Source organism: Acinetobacter sp. D009, assembly GCF_038562025.1.
In the GTDB taxonomy this organism is placed as follows: domain Bacteria; phylum Pseudomonadota; class Gammaproteobacteria; order Pseudomonadales; family Moraxellaceae; genus Acinetobacter; species Acinetobacter pittii.
This window is the reverse complement of the sequence record NZ_CP151886.1, coordinates 945,823-965,073: the sequence shown is the minus strand read 5'-3', so window position 1 is coordinate 965,073 and position 19,251 is coordinate 945,823. Positions and strand designations below refer to the sequence as shown.

Below are 19,251 nucleotides of genomic sequence, written 5' to 3'. Positions count from 1 at the left end.
TGTGTAAAAAACACTTGATTATCTAATAAGCTTATTTCGATTTACCTCATTTATATCATCAATTAAACGTAACACGTTTTTTGAAAGATTCTTGTCACAAATTAGTGTAAAATCTTTAAAATTTTTTATGGAAGGAAGATCATGTCTCAGCTTTCTACGATCATTGAGCAAGCATTTGAAGACCGCGCAAATTTTACTGCAGCAGATTGTTCAAGCGAAATTCGCCAAGCTGTTGAAGAAGCAATTGCTGGTTTAGATAACGGTACACTTCGAGTTGCTGAAAAAATCAATGGTGAATGGGTTGTTCATCAATGGTTAAAAAAAGCTGTTTTATTATCATTTAAACTGAATGACAATAAACCAATCGAGTCATGTGATCTTCGTTTCTATGACAAAGTTGAAACTAAATTCTCTGGTTGGACTGAAGAGCAATTTAAAGCTGCAGGTGTTCGTGTTGTTCCTCCTGCTGTAGCACGTCGTGGTAGCTTCCAAGCTAAAAACGTGGTGTTAATGCCATCTTATGTCAACATTGGTGCTTATGTAGATGAAGGCACAATGGTTGATACATGGGCAACTGTAGGTTCATGTGCTCAAATCGGTAAAAATGTTCACTTATCTGGTGGTGTAGGTATTGGTGGTGTTTTAGAACCATTACAAGCTAACCCAACCATTATTGAAGACAACTGCTTTATCGGTGCACGTTCAGAAATCGTTGAAGGCGTTATCGTTGAAGAAGGCTCAGTCATTTCAATGGGCGTTTTCATTGGTCAATCAACTAAAATTTATGACCGTGAAACTGGCGAAATCCATTATGGTCGTGTACCAGCAGGTTCAGTTGTAGTTTCAGGCAGCTTGCCATCTAAATGTGGTACTTACAGCTTATATGCTGCAATTATCGTGAAAAAAGTTGATGCGCAAACACGTTCAAAAACAAGCTTGAACGATTTGTTACGCGCTGACTAATTTGTTATAACTCTGTTGCGGAGCTTTAATCGCTCCTCATCTCTACGATCAAACTGATCGTAGAGATTTTATTTTTTATATAGTGTGGTATTTCTAGAATGGCTTCCTTACGTTCCTCTGCAATTCCTGTCTCAGACCCTGCGTCCGGTTTACGCATTACCGAGATTTTTTACTCGTTGCAGGGTGAAGCAAATGCCTCTGGCCTACCGACTGTATTTATTCGTCTAACAGGCTGTCCATTACGTTGTAGCTATTGCGATACCACCTATTCCTTTGAAGGTGGCGAACGTTTTTCACTTGAACATATCATTGAAACAGCTACACAATTTCAAACACCTTATATTTGTGTAACAGGTGGTGAACCTCTTGCTCAGCCAAACTGTTTAATTTTATTACAACGTTTATGTGAGGCAGGTTTTGACGTTTCTCTAGAAACCAGTGGCGCTCTTGATGTATCAAGAGTGGATCCCCGTGTTTCAAAAGTCCTCGATTTAAAGACTCCAACTTCTGGTGAAGAACATCGCAATCTCATCAGTAATCTTGACCATTTAACACCACGTGACCAAATCAAATTTGTAATTTGCAATCGTGAAGACTATGAATGGTCAAAGCAACAAGTTGAAAAATATCAACTGCAAACCAAAGTCAGTACCGTTTGGTTCTCCCCTGCTTTTGCGGTTGAAAAAGGTGCTGTAGGCCTGCCACGTCTAGCACGTGATCTGGCACAGTGGATACTTGATGATAAATTATCTGTTCGTTTCCAACTTCAGTTACATAAACTGCTTTGGAACGATGAATCAGGTCGTTAATCACTCAATAAAATAAATCATTCCGAATATGGAGAAAAATATGCGCTCTCGTGCCATTGTTTTACTTTCAGGCGGCTTAGACTCAACCACTTGCCTAGCTTGGGCACAAGCGCGCTATGAATGTATTGCTATTAGTTTTATGTATGGTCAACGCTCAACCACTGAACTTGATGCTGCAAAAGCATTAGCTCAGCGTTCAGGTGTTGAACATCGTGTAATTAATATTGATCTAGCAAATTTAGGTGGATCAGCACTTACAGATCACAACATTGCAGTACCAGAACAGTTACAAGAAGGTATTCCTGTAACTTATGTACCAGCGCGTAACACTATTTTCCTCTCGTATGCTCTAGCAGCAGCCGAAGTATTTAATGCTGAAGCTATCGTAATTGGTATTAATGCCGTTGATTATTCAGGATATCCTGACTGTCGTCCTGAATTTATTGATGCTTTTGCGAATATGGCCCGTTTAGCAACTAAAGCTGGCGTAGAAGGAAAACCACTTAAATTTGAAACACCCCTGTTACATTTATCCAAAGCGAATATCATACGTTTAGGGATTGAACATGGCGTAGACTATAGTCAAACGGTATCTTGCTACCAAGCAGATGCTCAAGGACGTGCGTGTGGTAAATGTGACAGTTGCCGTTTGCGTAAAGAAGGCTTTATCGATGCCGGTGTTACCGATCCAACACGCTATATACCGTAATAAGTAGGTAAAATTTATGAAGTTGTTAAAATCAAATCTTATTCTTTCATCTTTATTCTCAGCAGCTGCACTTATGGCTGGTTCAGCTCAAGCAGCTGAAAACCCAGTTCAAGCGGCATATAAAAGCACTAACGTTAAAGGTGCATTAGTTAACGTTTGTAAAGAACAAACTGCTAAAGGCGGTAAGTTAAGTTCATCTGAAGTTAGCAAATTCTGTAGCTGCCAAGTTGAAGCACAAGGTAAAGTGACTGAAGCACAAAAATGGGAAATCCAAAGCGCAATCAATGCGAAGAAAAGCCCAAGTTCTCTAGGATTTGTACAACAACAAAACCGTGATCTTAAAGCATGTTTTGGTCCTCAGTTAACAACTAAGCTTGAAAAGTTAACTGAAGATGCAATGAAGGCAGCTCAACAACAAGCTCCTAAAAAATAAGATTTTAATGTTCTAAATTAAGCCTGCATTTATGCAGGCTTTTTTATAGCTCTGTTAAAATAACAGCACTTTTGACCAATTCATTTGATGTAAGCCATGCAAGAACAATGGAAAACTAATGCTAACCATAAAAGGTCTATTGTCTCGTTTAGTGGAGGCAAAGATAGTTCTCTAGCACTCTACCATGCAATGCAGACAGGCGAAGTGATTGGATTGATCGTAATGCTAGAAGAACAAGGCCAACGTTCTCGCTCACATGCCATGCCTCTTGATATTATTCAAGCGCAAGCTAAAGCAATCGGCTTGTCCGTGTTTATGGCTTCATCAAGTTGGAATGACTATGAAGTAAAGTTTATTGAATTACTCAATCAAGCAAAGCAACAAGGAGCTGAGGTACTGGTTACAGGTGACCTTGATATGCCTGAACACGGCTGTTGGCATGATCGAGTAACGCAACAAGTAGGTCTTCAATTAGGAATGCCTCTTTGGCTACGTCCGCATCGTGAAGTTGTTGAAGAATTTATTCAACTTGGATTCCAGAGCATAGTGGTGACCGTAAACCTTAAACTCGGGATGAATGTAGAAGATTTAGGTAAAACCTTAACTTTAGAATATATCCAAGAGCTTGAGAACCGTGGCATTGATCCATGTGGTGAGGGCGGTGAATTTCATACGACTGTGATTGATGGACCAATTTTTAACAAAGCAATCCCTGTAAGAAAACTCAATATTGTTTATCATGAGGAATACGCTTTTTTACCACTTGAATTAGATCAAATTTAACTTTTAAAGGATAAGAAATGTCTGAGAATATTCAATTGCCAAATCAGGTGTTCCCTACTACACACGGCGAAGTGAACTTGACCGAAGTCGAAAATGAATGGCTAATCATTTACTTCTATCCTAAAGATTCAACACCAGGATGTACAACACAAGCAGTGGGTTTTTCTTGTTTGAAAGATCAGTTTGATGCTTTAGGTGCCCGTATTTTCGGTATTTCACGTGACTCGGTAAAAGCCCATCAAAATTTTACAGAGAAGCAAGCACTTACTATTGATCTGATCAGTGATAAAGAAGAAATTCTTTGTCATCACTTTGATGTGATTAAAGAAAAGAATATGTATGGTAAAAAAGTAATGGGTATAGAACGTTCTACTTTTATTTTCCATAACAAAACTTTAGTTAAAAGCTATCGCAAAGTTAAAGCAGCTGGGCACGCAGAGCAAGTTCTAGAAGACTTAAAAGCTCTACAAACAGCTTAATAAACTTAAGAAACAAAAAGCGGGCATAATGCTCGTTTTTTGTATATGAACAAATTACTTACTCCTTTACTTTGGCGTATGATAAAGACATTAGAATAATTCACGCTAAGGTATTTACATGAGTCTGCTCAAAGTTTGTAATTTACTGTCTAGTGGTCTTGTTATTTCTGCATGCTCCGTTAGTTCATCCAGTATGCCGCCCTCAATTACACCATCTACCACGCAAGTTGAAACTCCACCTACAAAAATAAGTTGCCAAGATTTACAAAACCCTGCCTATCAACAAGCTGTACTTAAAATAATTAATCAGATTCGCCAGCAATCACGCCAATGTGGACAACAACATTTCTCTGCAACCAGACCACTAAGTTGGAGTAATAATTTATATAAAGGTGCACTTTCTCATAGTGAAGATATGGCAACACACAACTTTCTTGGACATGTTGGCTCCACGGGACTAGATTTAAAATCACGTTTGAAAATTTATAATACACTCGGTAAAGCCAATGGTGAAAATGTCGCGAGTGGACAGAAAACATTAGATGAAGTGATGTCTAGATGGCTGTCGAGTCCCCTACATTGTAGTAACCTAATGAACCCTAAATTTACAACCTATGCAATTGCTTGTGCTTCTGATCAGTCAGCAAAACAAAAGAGCTATTGGACTCAACAATTTGGTACACGTTAAAAGGAAAAAAGATGCAATCAGGTTCGATCACACCTATTTTAAGAATTTTTGATGTTGAGTTAGCTCAATCATTTTATCTTGAGTTCTTAGGTTTTCAGCTTGATTGGCAACACCAATTTGAAGACAACTTTCCGTTATATTTACAAATTTCCAAAGATGATTGCGTTATTCATTTATCTGAGCATTTTGGAGATGCGAGTCCTCATAGTGCGATCCGTATCTATTGGGAACATATTTATGAGTTGCACAGTGAACTAAGCCAAAAAAATTATAAATTTTCTAAGCCTCAAGTTGAAAAAACAGATTGGGAGACACTTGAACTCAGTATCACCGATCCTTTTTCCAACCGAATTATCTTTTGGGCAGATGCTTAATCGATATACATTTATTCAAAATCATCGAGATTAGAACGATCATCTTCTTCAAAACGTTGTTGCAACTGTTGATAAGTACGTGTTTTTTTAAATTCATCTAAAAATTGAATAGTTCCTACAGGGAAAAATTCCGTTTGGATTTCACCACGATAATAAGCTTCACGCATTGGCGTTGCCGAAATTGAATCTTTTAAACTATCTAGTTCAACCATAATCCACTCAGGAAATAGTCGTAAATAATATGAAGACTCATCCTTAAAGTGTCCAATCAAACCAACTTTTGAGTTCGGTTCAATTACGCCATTCACTAAAGATTTGACTTGTTTTACCCATTTTTCGTCATTATAAACATCTACTACATGTACAAAACGAATGCGTTTTTGCTCTTCTAACGAGAAATTTGACAAGATCATTTGCTCGCGCTCTACTGCTAAGAACGGATTTTTAATATTACGTTCCATTTGAGCAGAACCTAATGCCAAAACGACATAGTGGCTTTGTTGTAAGGCAATTTCAATTGTCTGCATATGAGCTAAATGAAATGGTTGAAAACGCCCTATAAAAACGAGATAGTCAAATTTATACATAATTAGATTTTCACTTTTTATGAACTCACCAGTTAACCGCATTACAAAAAATATGCGCCATAATGAGAACCTAAAAATTAACAACGTGGTTTAAAGCAAGGATAGTACGATGACACTTAGCTGTATTCAACAACCTCATCAACATTTACACGCAAATTTAGAAGGTGGCGTACTCACCTTAGCCATAAATCGCCCAGAAGCAAAAAATGCACTGTATGGCGAGCTTTACTTATGGATTGCCAAAGCACTTGATGAAGCTGACCAAGACAAAGATGTACGAGTAATCATTCTACGTGGTGTAGAGCAAGACTTTACCGCTGGTAATGACATGAAAGATTTTATGGGTTTTGTACAAAATCCTAATCTAGGTCCAGCAGGTCAAGTTCCTCCGTTTGTACTCCTTAAATCTGCTGCTAGATTATCAAAGCCGCTTATTATTGCAGTAAAAGGTGTGGCAATTGGTATTGGTGTTACGATTTTATTACACGCAGATTTAGTTTTTGCTGACAACACTGCCCTTTTCCAAATTCCATTTGTAAGTCTTGGCCTTTCTCCAGAAGGCGGTGCAAGCCAACTATTGGTTAAACAAGCGGGTTATCACAAAGCAGCTGAACTTCTATTTACTGCGAAAAAATTTAATGCAGAAACCGCAGTACAAGCAAGCTTAGTTAATGAAGTTGTTGAAGATGCTTATGCATCTGCTCAGGCAACCGCTCAACATTTAGCAGCTTTACCACTTGCCTCATTAAAACAAACCAAAGCATTGATGAAACATGATTTAGATCAAATTATTGAATGTATTGACCATGAAGCTGAAATCTTTATGCAACGCGTTCAATCTCCAGAAATGCTAGAAGCTGTACAAGCATTTATGCAGAAACGTAAACCAGATTTCTCGCAGTTTAATTAAAAATCAATTTCTATGATTTGAATAAACTCAAAGGCAGGCTCTTCATAAGGATGGCTTGCCTTTAATGCTTTTGCTACAGCCTTTGCATTTTCTTCAATTACAATTGTTTCAACTCGCCACTCATCAACTTGCTCAAGTTCACCCAACTCTCCGATATAAGGATCTGCACCTTTGACTGGTTTAAATTGCCCTATTCCTTTCACTTGCCATGCGCAGTGTTCGTAATTACCGATACCCCCCGCACCAGCAGAAAAAATAGCTTGTTTAGTCGACTCAAGATGTGAATCAGGCACGTAATAAATCAGCTTTAACATAGGTAGAATGGCTCAAAACTAGTGAACTTGCTTTAAATCATACCGTTAAAAAAGCTTCTAAATCAAAGTCAGCTCATCATTACTAAATAATTTGCTCCAATAAAGAGGATTTGAATGGCAAGCGCCAAGCCAAATAAGCGCCAGCCCTTATCTTTGGTATACATTGTTCTTATGTGATACTTATTTTTCATCATTTTGATCTCCGATTTTTATCGTTGTTACAGAGAAAGCAAAAATTGATCCAATTTTGAACTAAGCATAAAGTGTTAAATAGCCGAATGTCTATAGGCTTATAATTTTTCTAAAATGCTTAAAAGAGCTACACTCATTTTTATGTAGCTCTTATTCTGAACAAAATTTTAAATTTCAGTGTGCTAGCTGCGTCTTTATAATTTTAAGCATTCGATTTCTTTAAATATCTGTTCTCATATATTGTCATCATAAATGCTAAACCACATAAAATGACGAAGCCGCCAGTCATTGGTATTAATGTACCGTCATATAATTGCCCAATAATAGATGCAAGAATAAGAGACAAAACAGAAGATGCTGCACCAATAATGGCCGATGCCATACCTGCAACATGCCCCATCGGTTCCATTGCAATTGCGTTTAAATTTCCAAATAAAGTTCCAAATAATAAAAATAAAATGCAGGCATAAAGCATAAACATCCAGAATGAAACAGCCACACCTAAAAGTTGAATTCCTAAGAAAACTAAAGAAATTAAGCACAAACCTAGAAAGCCATAAATACAGATTGGACGCATACCAAACTTCATAACAATTTTAGAATTTGTAAATGAAGCAATTCCCATCACACCTGCGAGCACAGCAAAATATGCACTAAACTCTTGCCCTGTTTTACCAAACTGCTGCATAAAAATTTGCTGAGAAGTACCCAAATAACCAATGAATCCACCAAAACAGAAACCTGCACATAGCAAATAGCTCATGGTGGTTTTGTTACTTACGACTTCTTTAAAGCCTTCCTGAAATGCTTGTAGGCGCATAGGTAAACGATTTTCGGGAAGTAACGTCTCTTCCAAACGTAAAGCAACCCATGCCCCCACAACTGTGGCATAGGCCATATATAAAACAAAGATCTCACGCCAACCAAAGAAATGGATAATGAGCTGTCCCAAACTTGGTGCAATTGCTGGGGCAACCATAAACACCATCATAATTAAAGACATGATGCGGGCCATTTGAGCCCCACTGTATTTATCTCTAACAATTGAAATAGAAGCCACGTAAGGACCTGATACGCCAACCCCTTGAATAAAACGTCCAACTAGAAACCATTCAAAACTTTGTGTGGTAAAACACAACAAACTTCCCAGAAAGTAAATAACAATTCCTGTGAATAAAATACGTTTACGGCCAATCGCATCGGATAGAGGGCCAGCAATCAGTTGACCAATCGTCATACCAGAAAAAATACCGATAATGACCCACTGTGTCTGATTATTATTTTTTAAATCAAAAACTCGTCCGATTTCGCCCAAAGCAGGTAGGACTGCATCTATTGAAAAAGAAACAATAGACATGAGCAATGCCATTAGTAATGCAAATTCATGGAAATGGATTTTTGATTTCATTTTTCTTCTCTGCTATTTATTAATATCGTACTACATACAAATAAGCCACCTTACGGTGGCTTATTTCAACTTTTATATTAACCGATAAACTTACGTGCATTACGGAACATACGTAACCATGCACCATCTTCAGTCCATTCTTCTGGACTCCAAGAGTGTTGAATTGCACGGAAAGTACGCTCTGGGTGTGGCATCATGATCGTTGCACGACCATCTTTAGATGTTACACCAGTAATCGCTTCAGGTGAACCATTCGGGTTCAATGGATAATGTTGAGTCGGGTTACCATGGCTGTCAACATAACGCAAAGCAACTTGATTCGCTGCATTCAAGCCTGCAATATCAGCTTCACTCGCAACTGCACGACCTTCACCGTGTGCTACAGCAATCGGTAAAATCGAACCTTCCATTCCATTAAGCAATACAGAAACAGATTTTTCAACACGAACGTTTACACTACGAGCTTCAAAAACTTCTGACATATTGCGGTGGAAACGTGGCCAGTGTTCAGCACCTGGAATAAGTGGCGCTAATTGTGACAACATTTGGCAACCATTACAGATACCTAAGCTGAACGTATCTTCACGATGGAAGAATTGTTCAAACTGATCACGTAATTTCGCATTGAACAATACAGATTTTGCCCAGCCACCACCAGCACCCATTACGTCACCGTAAGAGAAACCACCACAAGTCACTAAACCTTCAAAATCACTTAGGCTAACGCGACCAGCAAGTAAATCACTCATGTGTACGTCAACGGTATTGAAACCAACCTTATCAAAGGCTGCCGCCATCTCAATATGACCATTTACACCTTGCTCACGCAAGATCGCCATATTAGGGCGACGTGTGTTAATGAACGGTGCTTCAATAGGTTCATTCAAGTCAAATGTTGGTTTAGCAATTAAGCCTTGATGTGATTTATCAGTAATTAAAGCAAATTCTTGGTCAGCAGTTTCAACGTTATCACGTAAACGTTGGATCTGATGAGATACTTCAGACCAAGCTTGTTGCAATTCTGCACGCTCTAGAGTCAAACCGTTTACAGATAATTGATCTGTGTTGTTTACACGACCAACTACAGCAATTGCATCTTTTAAGCTAGATGCAGCAACTTCTGCTTGTAAAGCGTCCCAATCAGTTGCTTTGATTTGAACTACTGCACCAATTTCTTCAGCAAACAAACTTGCTGGAGTTTGGTCTTCTAATGCAACACCTAAACGTGCAGCGAACATCATTTCAGCAACAGTTGCGAGTAAACCACCATCACCGATGTCATGGTAAGCTTGAATCAAACCACGGTTGTTCCAATCTTGAATTAAAGCAAAGAACGCCTTGAAATCATCAAAACTATCAACGTCTGGAGTGATTGAACCGATTGCTTTATATACTTGCGCAAGAATCGAACCACCTAAACGGAACTGGCCTTTAGATAAATCAATACGTACAAGTACTGAATCTTCTAAATTCTTAAGTTCCGGTGTTAAAGTTTTACGAACATCTGTTACTGGAGCAAATGCTGTAATTACACCTGTCATTGGAGATGTTACAGCTTTATCTTCACCGTTTTCGTTCCAAGTAGTACGCATTGAAAGTGAGTCTTTACCTACAGGAATCGCAATTCCTAAAGCAGGACACATTTCCATACCAATTGCTTTCACACCTTCAAACAATGCTTGGTCTTCACCTTTTTGACCAGCAGCAGCCATCCAGTTTGCAGAAAGTTTGATATCGCTAATTTGTTCAATGTTTGCACATGCAATATTAGTAATTGCTTCAGCAACTGCCAAACGAGCAGACGCTGCTGGATTTAACAATGCGACTGGTGGACGCTCACCCATCGCCATTGCTTCACCAGTGAAGCCTTGTAAGCTTGTAGTCGTTACTGCTGCATCTGCAACAGGAATCTGCCAACGACCAACCGTTTGATCACGCGCAACCATACCTGTAATTGAGCGGTCACCAATGGTGATTAAGAATGATTTAGAAGCAACTGTAGGATTTTTCAATACACGGAAAATCGCGTCTTTCAAATCAACTTTTGAAGCGTCAAATTCGTTACCTTTACGCTCAATTGTTTCATAAGAACGTTGCATACGCGGTGTACCACCAAGCATTACTTGCATTGGGATATCAACTGCATTGTTTTGGAACAATGGATCTTCAACAGTTAAATGACGTGCTTCTGTTGCTTCACCCAAAACGGCAAATGGACAACGTTCACGAGCACAGATTGATTCGAACTGTTCTAATGATTCTGGACGAATTGCAAGAACATAACGCTCTTGTGCTTCGTTTGACCAGATTTCCATTGGACTCATGCCCGGTTCTAATGAAGGAATCTTACGAAGGTTAAGAACTGCACCCAACTCATGGTCATTCACAAGTTCAGGCATAGCATTTGATAGACCACCCGCACCAACGTCATGTACAGAAACGATTGGGTTGAAGTCTTCTAAGCGCCAGCATGTATCGATTACTTCTTGGCAACGGCGTTCCATTTCTGGATTTTCACGTTGTACAGAAGCGAAATCAAGGCTTTCACCCATTGTACCGCTGTCTACAGAAGATGCTGCACCACCGCCAAGACCGATTAACATTGCAGGGCCACCCAATACAATGAGCAAGTCACCTGGTTGAATCGCATCTTTTTCTACATGGTCAGGACGAATGTTACCGTAACCACCAGCGATCATGATTGGCTTATGGAAGCCCTTCACTTCACCATTTACATTTTGTTCGAAAGTACGGAAATAACCATTTAATGCAGGGCGACCGAATTCGTTGTTAAATGCCGCGCCACCTAATGGACCTTCAATCATGATTTGTAATGGCGATGCCATACGTGAAGGTTTACCGTAGTTTTCTTCCCACGGTTGTTCAAAACCAGGAATATTTAAGTTAGAAACTGTAAAGCCCGTTAAACCAGCTTTTGGTTTACCACCACGACCGGTTGCACCTTCATCACGGATTTCACCGCCTGAACCAGTTGCAGCACCAGCAAATGGAGAAATTGCTGTTGGGTGGTTATGAGTTTCAACCTTCATTAAAATATGAGCTGCTTGGCTCTTATATTTATAAACAAAGTGACCATTTTCATCCGCTTTTGGATAAAAACGCATCGTGTCATAACCCACAATTACAGAAGCATTATCTTTGTATGCAGATAAAACGTCAGTTGGTGATTCTTTGTAAGTGTTTTTAATCATCTGGAACAATGATAATGGTTGTTTTTCACCATCAATTGTCCATTCAGAACCGAAGATTTTATGACGACAGTGTTCAGAGTTCGCCTGTGCAAACATCATCAATTCGATATCATTTGGATTACGACCAAGCTTACCGAATGCTTCTGTTAAATAATCAATTTCTTGTTCAGAAAGCGCAAAACCGAATTCATTGTTCGCTTTAACCAAAGCTTCTTTGCCTTGGCCCAAGATATCAATTGAATTTAATGGTTTTGGAGCTGTTTCTGAAAATAATGCTTTTGCATCTTCAATTTGAGCAAAAACTGTTTCTGTCATACGGTCGTGAAGTACTTGTTTAACTTCATTCGTAATTTCAGTAACGCCTTTTAACGTGAATAAAAGACCACGTTCTAAACGGTGTACTGGCGTATTACAGTTTTTGAAAATATCAGTTGCTTTAGAAGACCAAGGTGAAATAGTACCCACACGTGGTGTAACTAAAATCTGAATCTCATCACTTGCAGATTGACGAAGTTCAAAAGACTCACCGTCATTCAATAATTGCAAAGCAGATTGATGTTGCTGCTCGTTGAGCGCTTGATCAAACAAATAGACCCATTGGCTGTCAAAAGATTGAACAGAACTAATTGACGATAAACGTGTTAATAGTTGAGCTTTCTTAAAAGAAGAATGTGCTGCTGCACCGGCCACGATAAACATGTTGATTTTGGCTCCACGGGCAGGTCTTGTGAACCTTACCGCAATGTGACTTTAGAGAGAGCGCATATTCTACTGCTTCTTGCTAAAATCAGCTAGATGTAGAATCAGTATTCTGTAACCTAATTCTGCAAGAAGTGATTTGTTTTTTGTTCAAAATCATTTTTTTAGTCATTCTTGCTAAAAATAAATTGTTGCATGTTTATTCAATAACATAATAAAACCCGAACTAAGACAAACTATGTCGCACCAAGCTAGTGCTTTTAAGTTTTTTTTGGCATGATCAGCTTTTATAGTTTTGAATAATGATAAATGGAACAAATGCGTTGGTTAGAGCTGCTTTCCGCAGTTCGTTTAGGTAGCAAAAAAAGTAGTACAGAACTGGCTCGTAGCCCATTCCATAAAGATTATGACCGCATTATATTTTCTCAAAGTTTTCGTCAGTTAAACCGTAAGACACAGGTTCACCCTTTAGCACAGCATGATGGCATTCATACCCGCTTAACACACTCCCTTGAAGTTTCCTGCATTGGTCGCTCAATGGGTATGCTTGCCGCAGAAAAAATAAAAGATGAATTACCAGTGTGGATTTCACCTGCCGATGTTGGGGCAATTATTCAAGCAGCTTGTCTGGCCCACGATATAGGTAATCCGCCTTTCGGGCATGCGGGTGAATACGCAATTCGCGAATGGTTCGATGATGCCTCACATGATGATTTTTTAAAAAAGCTAAGTCCCGAAGAAGAAGCCGATGTACGTCAGTTTGAAGGTAATGCTCAAGGATTACGTCTATTAAGTCGCATTGACTATCATCCAAATGATGGCGGTATGCGCTTAACTTATGCAACTTTAGGTGCTTATCTAAAATATCCATGGCTTTCAAAAACAATTGCTTCGCAGGGTGACCGCCCTTCCCATCAAAGAGCAAAGTTTGGTTGTTATCAGTCTGAAAAAGAAATTTTAAAACAGATTGCTGAACAGCTCGGGCTGATTCAACTCGGTGAATATCATTATTGCCGTCATCCACTCACTTACCTGCTAGAAGCTGCTGATGACATTTGTTATGCATTAATTGATTTAGAAGATGGCATTGTCTTGAATATGCTGAGTTACCAAGAAGTTGAACCAATTTTTTTAAACCTTATTGCCGACTATGGTCAACCTGAAGAGTTGTCTCATCCAAACAGTACATGGCAACAAAAAATCTCAGCATTACGCGGCCGCGTTATGAAACGTCTTGTTGATGAAGTCACTACGGCTTTTGCCAAAAATCACTACGAAATCATTACAGGTCAGCTTAAAGGAAATCTTTTGCAATATTGTTCGCCAGATATTGCAATTGGTATCGAAACTGCCAAAAATCTGGCACGTGATAAAATTTTTGAGCACCCACAAAAATCTGGTTTAGAAATTATTGCACATCAAAGCTTACAAACGATTCTAGATGCATTTGTACCGCTCACAACACCACATAAGTCTTTAAGCTTTAAAGAACAACGTTTAATGTCTATCCTTAATCTATATGGTGCTAGCTTTAGCAATAATCACTACAGCAATATCATGCAAGTCCTCGATATTATCAGTAAGTTCTCAGATCATCAGGCTTATAGCTTGGCGCAAGAGCTACAAGGCAATAAAATAGGTTTGTTTTAAGCTGGCTTGATATAGAAAGAAATAAAACTAGTGTCGTTTTCAATTCATTTTAGAACGACCAGATTTACAGTTATGAATAAGTGAAATTACGCTATGATCGGATGTTTAATTGGCGAAGTGTTTGCCATAGAAGCCCCTACTGTCTTACTAAATGTGAACGGTGTGGGTTATGAAATTGATACGCCACTTTCAACATTTTGCCAATTACAAAAAGGCCAGAAAGTTACGTTATGGACGCATTTGGTTGTTCGTGAAGATGCTCAACAACTCTACGGTTTTAGTGATGCTCAAGAGAAAACAATTTTCCGCACCTTATTAAAAGTAAACGGTGTCGGTCCGAAAATGGCCTTAGGTATTTTATCGACGCTAAGTGTTGAGTTATTGGTTCACACCATTGAACATGATGATATTAATACGCTGGTCAAAGTTCCAGGGGTTGGCAAAAAAACAGCTGAACGTTTAATGATTGAACTCCGTGACCGTTTCAAAACATTGGCTCAAGGCACTTCAACTGTGGCGACCATGCCTCAAATTCAATTTGCTGCAAACTCTCCTGTTGCAGAAGCAGAAGCTGCTTTGCAATCTTTAGGTTATAAGCCACTTGAAGCACAAAAAGCTGTTGCTGCGGTTAAAGCCGATTACACAGAATCAGCCGATATTATTCGCGCTGCTCTCAAATCCATGATGAAGTAAAACACTTATGCAAGACCGTCTAATCAGTGGAACAGAAAAACCTGAAGATCATTTTGATCGGGCTATTCGACCAACTTCTCTTGCCGACTATATTGGGCAACCAGTCGTACGCGAGCAAATGGAAATTTTCATTGGCGCTGCTCGTGGTCGTGGTGAAGCTCTCGACCACACACTGATTTTTGGTCCGCCCGGCTTAGGTAAAACCACACTAGCTAATATTATTGCACGTGAAATGGGTGGCAACCTCAAATCTACTTCAGGGCCAGTATTAGAGCGTGCGGGTGATCTGGCGGCAATGCTGACTAACCTTGAAGAAGGCGATGTTTTATTTATTGATGAGATTCATCGTCTTTCACCGGTGATTGAAGAAATTCTGTATCCGGCTATGGAAGATTACCAATTAGATATCATGATTGGTGAAGGCCCTGCTGCTCGTTCAATTAAACTCGATTTACCCCCTTTTACACTCGTCGCTGCGACCACACGTGCGGGCTTGTTGACCTCACCACTACGTGACCGCTTCGGTATTGTGCAACGTCTTGAGTTTTACTCTGTAGAAGACTTGACTCACATTGTGTCACGCTCTGCAAACCTAATGGATGTACCCATTACAGTTGAAGGCGCAGAAGAAGTAGCACGCCGATCACGCGGAACACCTCGTATCGCCAACCGTTTATTACGACGTGTTCGTGACTATGCCCAAGTGAAAGGCACAGGCGAAGTGACCCATGAAATGGCACAGCGTGCGCTTGATATGCTCAATGTTGATAAAGCTGGCCTAGATACCCTAGACCGACGTTATTTGAGCATGCTACTCGAGCGTTTTGATGGTGGCCCTGCTGGAGTTGAAGCGCTTGCAGCAGCGATGGCTGAAGACAGCGGTACGCTTGAAGACGTGATTGAACCTTATTTAATTCAACAAGGTTATGTCATGCGTACTGCACGAGGTCGGATTGCAACCAACCAATCTTATTTACAGTTTGGAATGACACCGCCTGAGCCTAAAAACTAATCAAAGGAAGAGAATTTTCTCTTCCTTTTTTAATTTAATCTCTCTATCCAATTAAAATAATAATTGTCATATCAATAAATTAGTCACTCTATACCTTTTAAGTCTTTCTTTATACCTTATTGATTTTTTAATATTTCTAAAAACTAAATTATAAGAAATGTAGATATCAAATCTTATGAACAATAATATTTTTAGGATAAGGACATGTACAAAAAAGCCGCTTTGATTTTTCCACTCGCTCTAATGAGCCAGCTGAGCCTAGCAGATTGGGTAAAAGATGCTGCACAACAAAATGAAAATCAGGTGATTCAATTAAGACAACATATTCACGAGCATCCTGAACTTGGCAATATGGAATTTAAAACATCTGCACTAGTTCAAAAAGAATTAAAGTCTTATGGCATTCAAGTTAAAACAGGTTATGCAAAAACAGGCGTTATTGGCATTTTAAAAGGGAATAAACCCGGCCCTATTATTGCACTTAGAGCCGACATGGATGCGCTACCTATGGAAGAAAAAAGTGGTGTTTCCTTTGCCAGTAAACAAAAAGCAATCTATCAAGGTAAGGAAACTTATGTGATGCATGCATGTGGACATGATGCACACACTGCAATGTTATTAGGCGCAGCAAAAATTTTAGCTGCGAATAAAGATAAAATATCAGGCACAGTTATTTTTGTTTTCCAACCTGCTGAAGAAGGTGGTGCAGATATAGATAACTTCACGCAGGGTGATCAAATAGGTTCAAGAAAAATGATCGCAGACGGCGCATTTAGAGATTATAAACCCGAGGCTATTTTTGGAATGCATGTCATATCTGGTATGCAAAGTGGACACCTTTATTATAAAGATGGTGCCATTTTAAATAGTGCAGACCATTTACGTATTCAGGTCAACGGCAAGCAGGTTCATGGCTCAACCCCTTGGTTAGGTAGAGATCCGATTTATGCATCGGCACAAATGATTAATAATTTACAGAGCCTTATTAGTCGAAGAACTGATCTCACCCAAGGCATGGGCGTTGTCAGCATCGGTAACATTCAAGGTGGTACGGCAGGAAATGTGATTCCTGAACAGGTCAATATGATCGGTACTATTCGTTCTAATAACGAACAGATACGGGCAAATATCTTAAAAAGTTTACCAACTCTGATAGAGCATAACGCTCAAGCCAATGACGTGACCGCCAAAGTTGAAATTGCTCCTTACGCTCCAGTAACCATGAATGATAAAGCGCTCACTCAGTTTATTCAGCCAACCCTAGCCAAAGTTGTTGGCGATTCAAAACTTCATGTTTTAGATCATAATGCAAGCGCAAGTGAAGATTTTGCCTATTATGGCAAGTTAATGCCGTCATTCTTTGTTTTCTTGGGTGCAACACCAGAAAATCAGGACTTAACTCAGGCGGCACCAAATCATAGCCCTTATTTTATTGTAGATAACAAGGCTTTAAAAACTGGGACCGAGCTACATGTAAGATTCGTATTAGATTATCCGAATATATCAAAACAAGTTCAAACTTCATGGAAGCCCTCTTAACTTAAAAAGCTTGCTAGCCATAAGATATAGCGTTTTTAGATTAGAAATACAGCAACCGCAATTGAAAGGTTGTGCCATAGGACTTAGTATGCAATCTGCTAAACTGCCCCGTATTTAAAAGCAGATGTATGGCTGTTGAATAGAGCTGATGTTTTATTCAAAGCCATATTTTAAATATAAAGCTCTATAGTGAACTAAAACGGAATACTCTCATGGCGAATCATTTTGAATTCAACATTCGTGTTTATATTGAAGATACGGACGCAGGTGGTATTGTTTACCATGCCAACCATATTCGCTATATGGAACGTACCCGTACTGAATGGCTCCGTGCTTCTGGCGTTGATCATTACTGGCATCAAAAAGACTACAACTTTGTCGTACACAAAATTGACGTAAAATACATGCGTCCTATTTTAATGGATGATTTAATTACTGTTACAGCACGTGTAGTTTCATGTAAAGCTGCGTCATTTGTGTTGCAACAAAATATTTATCGTGGTGAAATCTTGCTTGCTTCTGGCGAGGTTGAGTTGGCATGTTTAAGTAAAGAACTTGTAGCTCGTCGTCTTCCAGAAGAAATACGTGATCTTATTCGTAAAGAATTGGAACAAGACTAAAAAAACAACCGGCATATGTAACCTATGGCAACAAACATTGAATCAACCCTGCATATTTCTGACCTTATTTTACAAGCAAGTCCAGTCGTTCAGTTGGTCATGCTAATTTTATTGTTAGCATCGATCTTTAGTTGGTATCTGATTGCCAAGTTACATATGAGTTATAAAAAAGCACATCAAGACGATGAACATTTCCAAAAAATGTTCTGGTCTGGTGCTGAACTCAATACACTTTATAACAATGCCCAACTCAACTCAAAGCGCTCTGGGCTTGAAGATATTTTTTATCAAGGGTTGAGCGAATTTTTTAAACTCAAAAAGCGTCAGGCTCCTGTTTCACAAACAATAGAAGGCACTGAACGTATTTTGCGTGTAGGTTTGAGTCGTGATCAGAGCCATTTAGAATACGGCTTAGGTACTTTAGCAAGTATCGGTTCTGTAGCACCGTACATCGGTCTATTCGGTACTGTTTGGGGTATTATGAATGCCTTTATCGGTTTAGCTGCGGTTGATCAGGTAACTCTAGCAACTGTTGCACCGGGTATTGCCGAAGCACTTATTGCAACTGCAATTGGTTTGTTTGCCGCAATTCCTGCTGTATTAGCTTTTAACCACTTCACTGCTAAAAGTGAAAGTGTTTATTCTGATCGCGCTTTATTTGCTGAAGAGATGATTGCTTTATTGCAACGTCAATCTGTGGGTTCATCACAGGAAGATGCATAATGGCAATTCAGCGTTCAGGGCGCTTTGAGCGCATAAAAAAACCATTAAAAAGTGATATGAACGTCGTACCTTATATTGACGTTATGCTCGTGCTTTTGGTTATTTTTATGGTAACCGCCCCTATGATTACCAGTGGTATCAAGGTCGATTTACCTCAAGCAAATAACCATCCAATCGAATCAAAAGATATGCCAGCCATGGTAACAATTGGCAAAGATGGCAATATTTATCTTCAGTATGAAGATTACAAAGATAATGAACCATTATCTCGTGAAAAGCTTGAAGAAGTTTTAAGCGATGCTCAAAAACAAGCTGAACAAGAAAACAAACAACTCACAGTTTTAGTCAATGGTGATAAGTCTCGTCCTTATGGGGAAGTCGTATCATTGATGGCGAGTTTACAAGAAGCAGGTTTAACTCAAGTTGGCCTTCTGACAGAGCCTTTAAAATAAGC

21 protein-coding genes are annotated in these 19,251 nt (G+C 39.2%); 16 read left to right on the top strand and 5 right to left on the bottom strand.

Features of this window, described 5'->3' with window-relative positions; translation table 11 throughout:
* The first annotated feature begins 141 nt into the window (after positions 1 to 141).
* The 8 genes from dapD to AAC388_RS04485 all read left to right on the top strand — a co-directional run bounded on the left by dapD (position 142) and on the right by AAC388_RS04485 (position 5,238).
* On the top strand, positions 142 to 963 hold the full coding sequence (gene dapD, locus AAC388_RS04520; protein ID WP_002118664.1) for a 2,3,4,5-tetrahydropyridine-2,6-dicarboxylate N-succinyltransferase: 822 nt from the start codon (positions 142 to 144) through the stop codon (positions 961 to 963).
* Between the two features lie 98 nt (positions 964 to 1,061).
* Positions 1,062 to 1,772: a 7-carboxy-7-deazaguanine synthase QueE gene (gene queE / locus AAC388_RS04515; RefSeq protein ID WP_342371253.1), complete on the top strand. Its 711-nt coding sequence runs from the start codon at positions 1,062 to 1,064 to the stop codon at positions 1,770 to 1,772.
* Between the two features lie 40 nt (positions 1,773 to 1,812).
* Positions 1,813 to 2,481: a 7-cyano-7-deazaguanine synthase QueC gene (queC, locus tag AAC388_RS04510; protein ID WP_002118843.1), complete on the top strand. Its 669-nt coding sequence runs from the start codon at positions 1,813 to 1,815 to the stop codon at positions 2,479 to 2,481.
* 16 nt (positions 2,482 to 2,497) lie between these two features.
* Complete coding sequence (locus AAC388_RS04505; protein WP_005073124.1) at positions 2,498 to 2,914, top strand: hypothetical protein; 417 nt, start codon at positions 2,498 to 2,500, stop codon at positions 2,912 to 2,914.
* A gap of 96 nt (positions 2,915 to 3,010) precedes the next feature.
* Positions 3,011 to 3,697 carry a diphthine--ammonia ligase gene (locus tag AAC388_RS04500; protein WP_342371252.1) on the top strand — a complete coding sequence of 229 codons (687 nt, stop codon included), beginning with the start codon at positions 3,011 to 3,013 and terminating at the stop codon, positions 3,695 to 3,697.
* 17 nt (positions 3,698 to 3,714) lie between these two features.
* Positions 3,715 to 4,176 (top strand): peroxiredoxin, encoded by a 462-nt coding sequence (locus tag AAC388_RS04495; RefSeq protein WP_017399250.1) that lies wholly within the window; start codon positions 3,715 to 3,717, stop codon positions 4,174 to 4,176.
* 118 nt (positions 4,177 to 4,294) lie between these two features.
* Positions 4,295 to 4,864, top strand: a complete 570-nt coding sequence (locus tag AAC388_RS04490; RefSeq protein WP_342371251.1) for a CAP domain-containing protein — start codon at positions 4,295 to 4,297, stop codon at positions 4,862 to 4,864.
* An 11-nt stretch (positions 4,865 to 4,875) separates the two neighbouring features.
* Positions 4,876 to 5,238 carry a glyoxalase superfamily protein gene (locus AAC388_RS04485; RefSeq protein WP_005067793.1) on the top strand — a complete coding sequence of 121 codons (363 nt, stop codon included), beginning with the start codon at positions 4,876 to 4,878 and terminating at the stop codon, positions 5,236 to 5,238.
* A gap of 11 nt (positions 5,239 to 5,249) precedes the next feature.
* On the opposite strand, the gene AAC388_RS04480 is transcribed toward AAC388_RS04485, so the two are convergent.
* Positions 5,250 to 5,825 (bottom strand): nicotinate-nicotinamide nucleotide adenylyltransferase, encoded by a 576-nt coding sequence (locus AAC388_RS04480; protein WP_002119001.1) that lies wholly within the window; start codon positions 5,823 to 5,825, stop codon positions 5,250 to 5,252.
* Positions 5,826 to 5,934: 109 nt separating this feature from the next.
* Here AAC388_RS04480 and AAC388_RS04475 point away from each other — a divergent pair, with 109 nt between their 5' ends.
* The gene (locus AAC388_RS04475) at positions 5,935 to 6,735 is read left to right on the top strand and encodes an enoyl-CoA hydratase-related protein (protein ID WP_017480564.1); all 801 of its coding nucleotides are present in this window, start codon (positions 5,935 to 5,937) and stop codon (positions 6,733 to 6,735) included.
* On the opposite strand, the gene AAC388_RS04470 is transcribed toward AAC388_RS04475, so the two are convergent.
* The 4 genes from AAC388_RS04470 to purL form a co-directional block, all read right to left on the bottom strand.
* Positions 6,732 to 7,049: a hypothetical protein gene (locus AAC388_RS04470; RefSeq protein WP_005067788.1), complete on the bottom strand. Its 318-nt coding sequence runs from the start codon at positions 7,047 to 7,049 to the stop codon at positions 6,732 to 6,734. The two genes, AAC388_RS04475 and AAC388_RS04470, sit on opposite strands and share 4 nt — an antisense overlap.
* Before the next feature lie 68 nt (positions 7,050 to 7,117).
* Positions 7,118 to 7,243, bottom strand: a complete 126-nt coding sequence (locus AAC388_RS04465; RefSeq protein WP_002118600.1) for a KGW motif small protein — start codon at positions 7,241 to 7,243, stop codon at positions 7,118 to 7,120.
* Positions 7,244 to 7,443: 200 nt separating this feature from the next.
* Positions 7,444 to 8,649 (bottom strand): multidrug effflux MFS transporter, encoded by a 1,206-nt coding sequence (locus AAC388_RS04460; RefSeq protein ID WP_032004424.1) that lies wholly within the window; start codon positions 8,647 to 8,649, stop codon positions 7,444 to 7,446.
* A 77-nt stretch (positions 8,650 to 8,726) separates the two neighbouring features.
* Positions 8,727 to 12,560, bottom strand: a complete 3,834-nt coding sequence (purL, locus tag AAC388_RS04455; protein ID WP_167563158.1) for a phosphoribosylformylglycinamidine synthase — start codon at positions 12,558 to 12,560, stop codon at positions 8,727 to 8,729.
* A 309-nt stretch (positions 12,561 to 12,869) separates the two neighbouring features.
* Between purL and AAC388_RS04450 the strand changes: the two genes are divergently transcribed.
* The 7 genes from AAC388_RS04450 to tolR all read left to right on the top strand — a co-directional run bounded on the left by AAC388_RS04450 (position 12,870) and on the right by tolR (position 19,249).
* On the top strand, positions 12,870 to 14,210 hold the full coding sequence (locus AAC388_RS04450) for a deoxyguanosinetriphosphate triphosphohydrolase (protein WP_014207388.1): 1,341 nt from the start codon (positions 12,870 to 12,872) through the stop codon (positions 14,208 to 14,210).
* Between the two features lie 93 nt (positions 14,211 to 14,303).
* Positions 14,304 to 14,903: a Holliday junction branch migration protein RuvA gene (ruvA, locus tag AAC388_RS04445; protein WP_057070320.1), complete on the top strand. Its 600-nt coding sequence runs from the start codon at positions 14,304 to 14,306 to the stop codon at positions 14,901 to 14,903.
* 7 nt (positions 14,904 to 14,910) lie between these two features.
* Entirely contained in the window at positions 14,911 to 15,915 is a 1,005-nt protein-coding gene (gene ruvB, locus AAC388_RS04440) for a Holliday junction branch migration DNA helicase RuvB (RefSeq protein WP_002052424.1), read from the top strand.
* A gap of 204 nt (positions 15,916 to 16,119) precedes the next feature.
* A complete protein-coding gene (locus AAC388_RS04435; RefSeq protein WP_060464858.1) occupies positions 16,120 to 17,454 on the top strand; it encodes a M20 family metallopeptidase in 1,335 nt (444 codons plus the stop codon).
* Positions 17,455 to 17,666: 212 nt separating this feature from the next.
* Complete coding sequence (gene ybgC / locus AAC388_RS04430) at positions 17,667 to 18,074, top strand: tol-pal system-associated acyl-CoA thioesterase (RefSeq protein ID WP_004699892.1); 408 nt, start codon at positions 17,667 to 17,669, stop codon at positions 18,072 to 18,074.
* Positions 18,075 to 18,098: 24 nt separating this feature from the next.
* On the top strand, positions 18,099 to 18,797 hold the full coding sequence (gene tolQ / locus AAC388_RS04425) for a protein TolQ (protein ID WP_016140259.1): 699 nt from the start codon (positions 18,099 to 18,101) through the stop codon (positions 18,795 to 18,797).
* A complete protein-coding gene (tolR, locus tag AAC388_RS04420; protein ID WP_005067772.1) occupies positions 18,797 to 19,249 on the top strand; it encodes a protein TolR in 453 nt (150 codons plus the stop codon). The genes tolQ and tolR overlap by 1 nt, the downstream gene beginning before the upstream one ends.
* Positions 19,250 to 19,251: the final 2 nt, after the last annotated feature.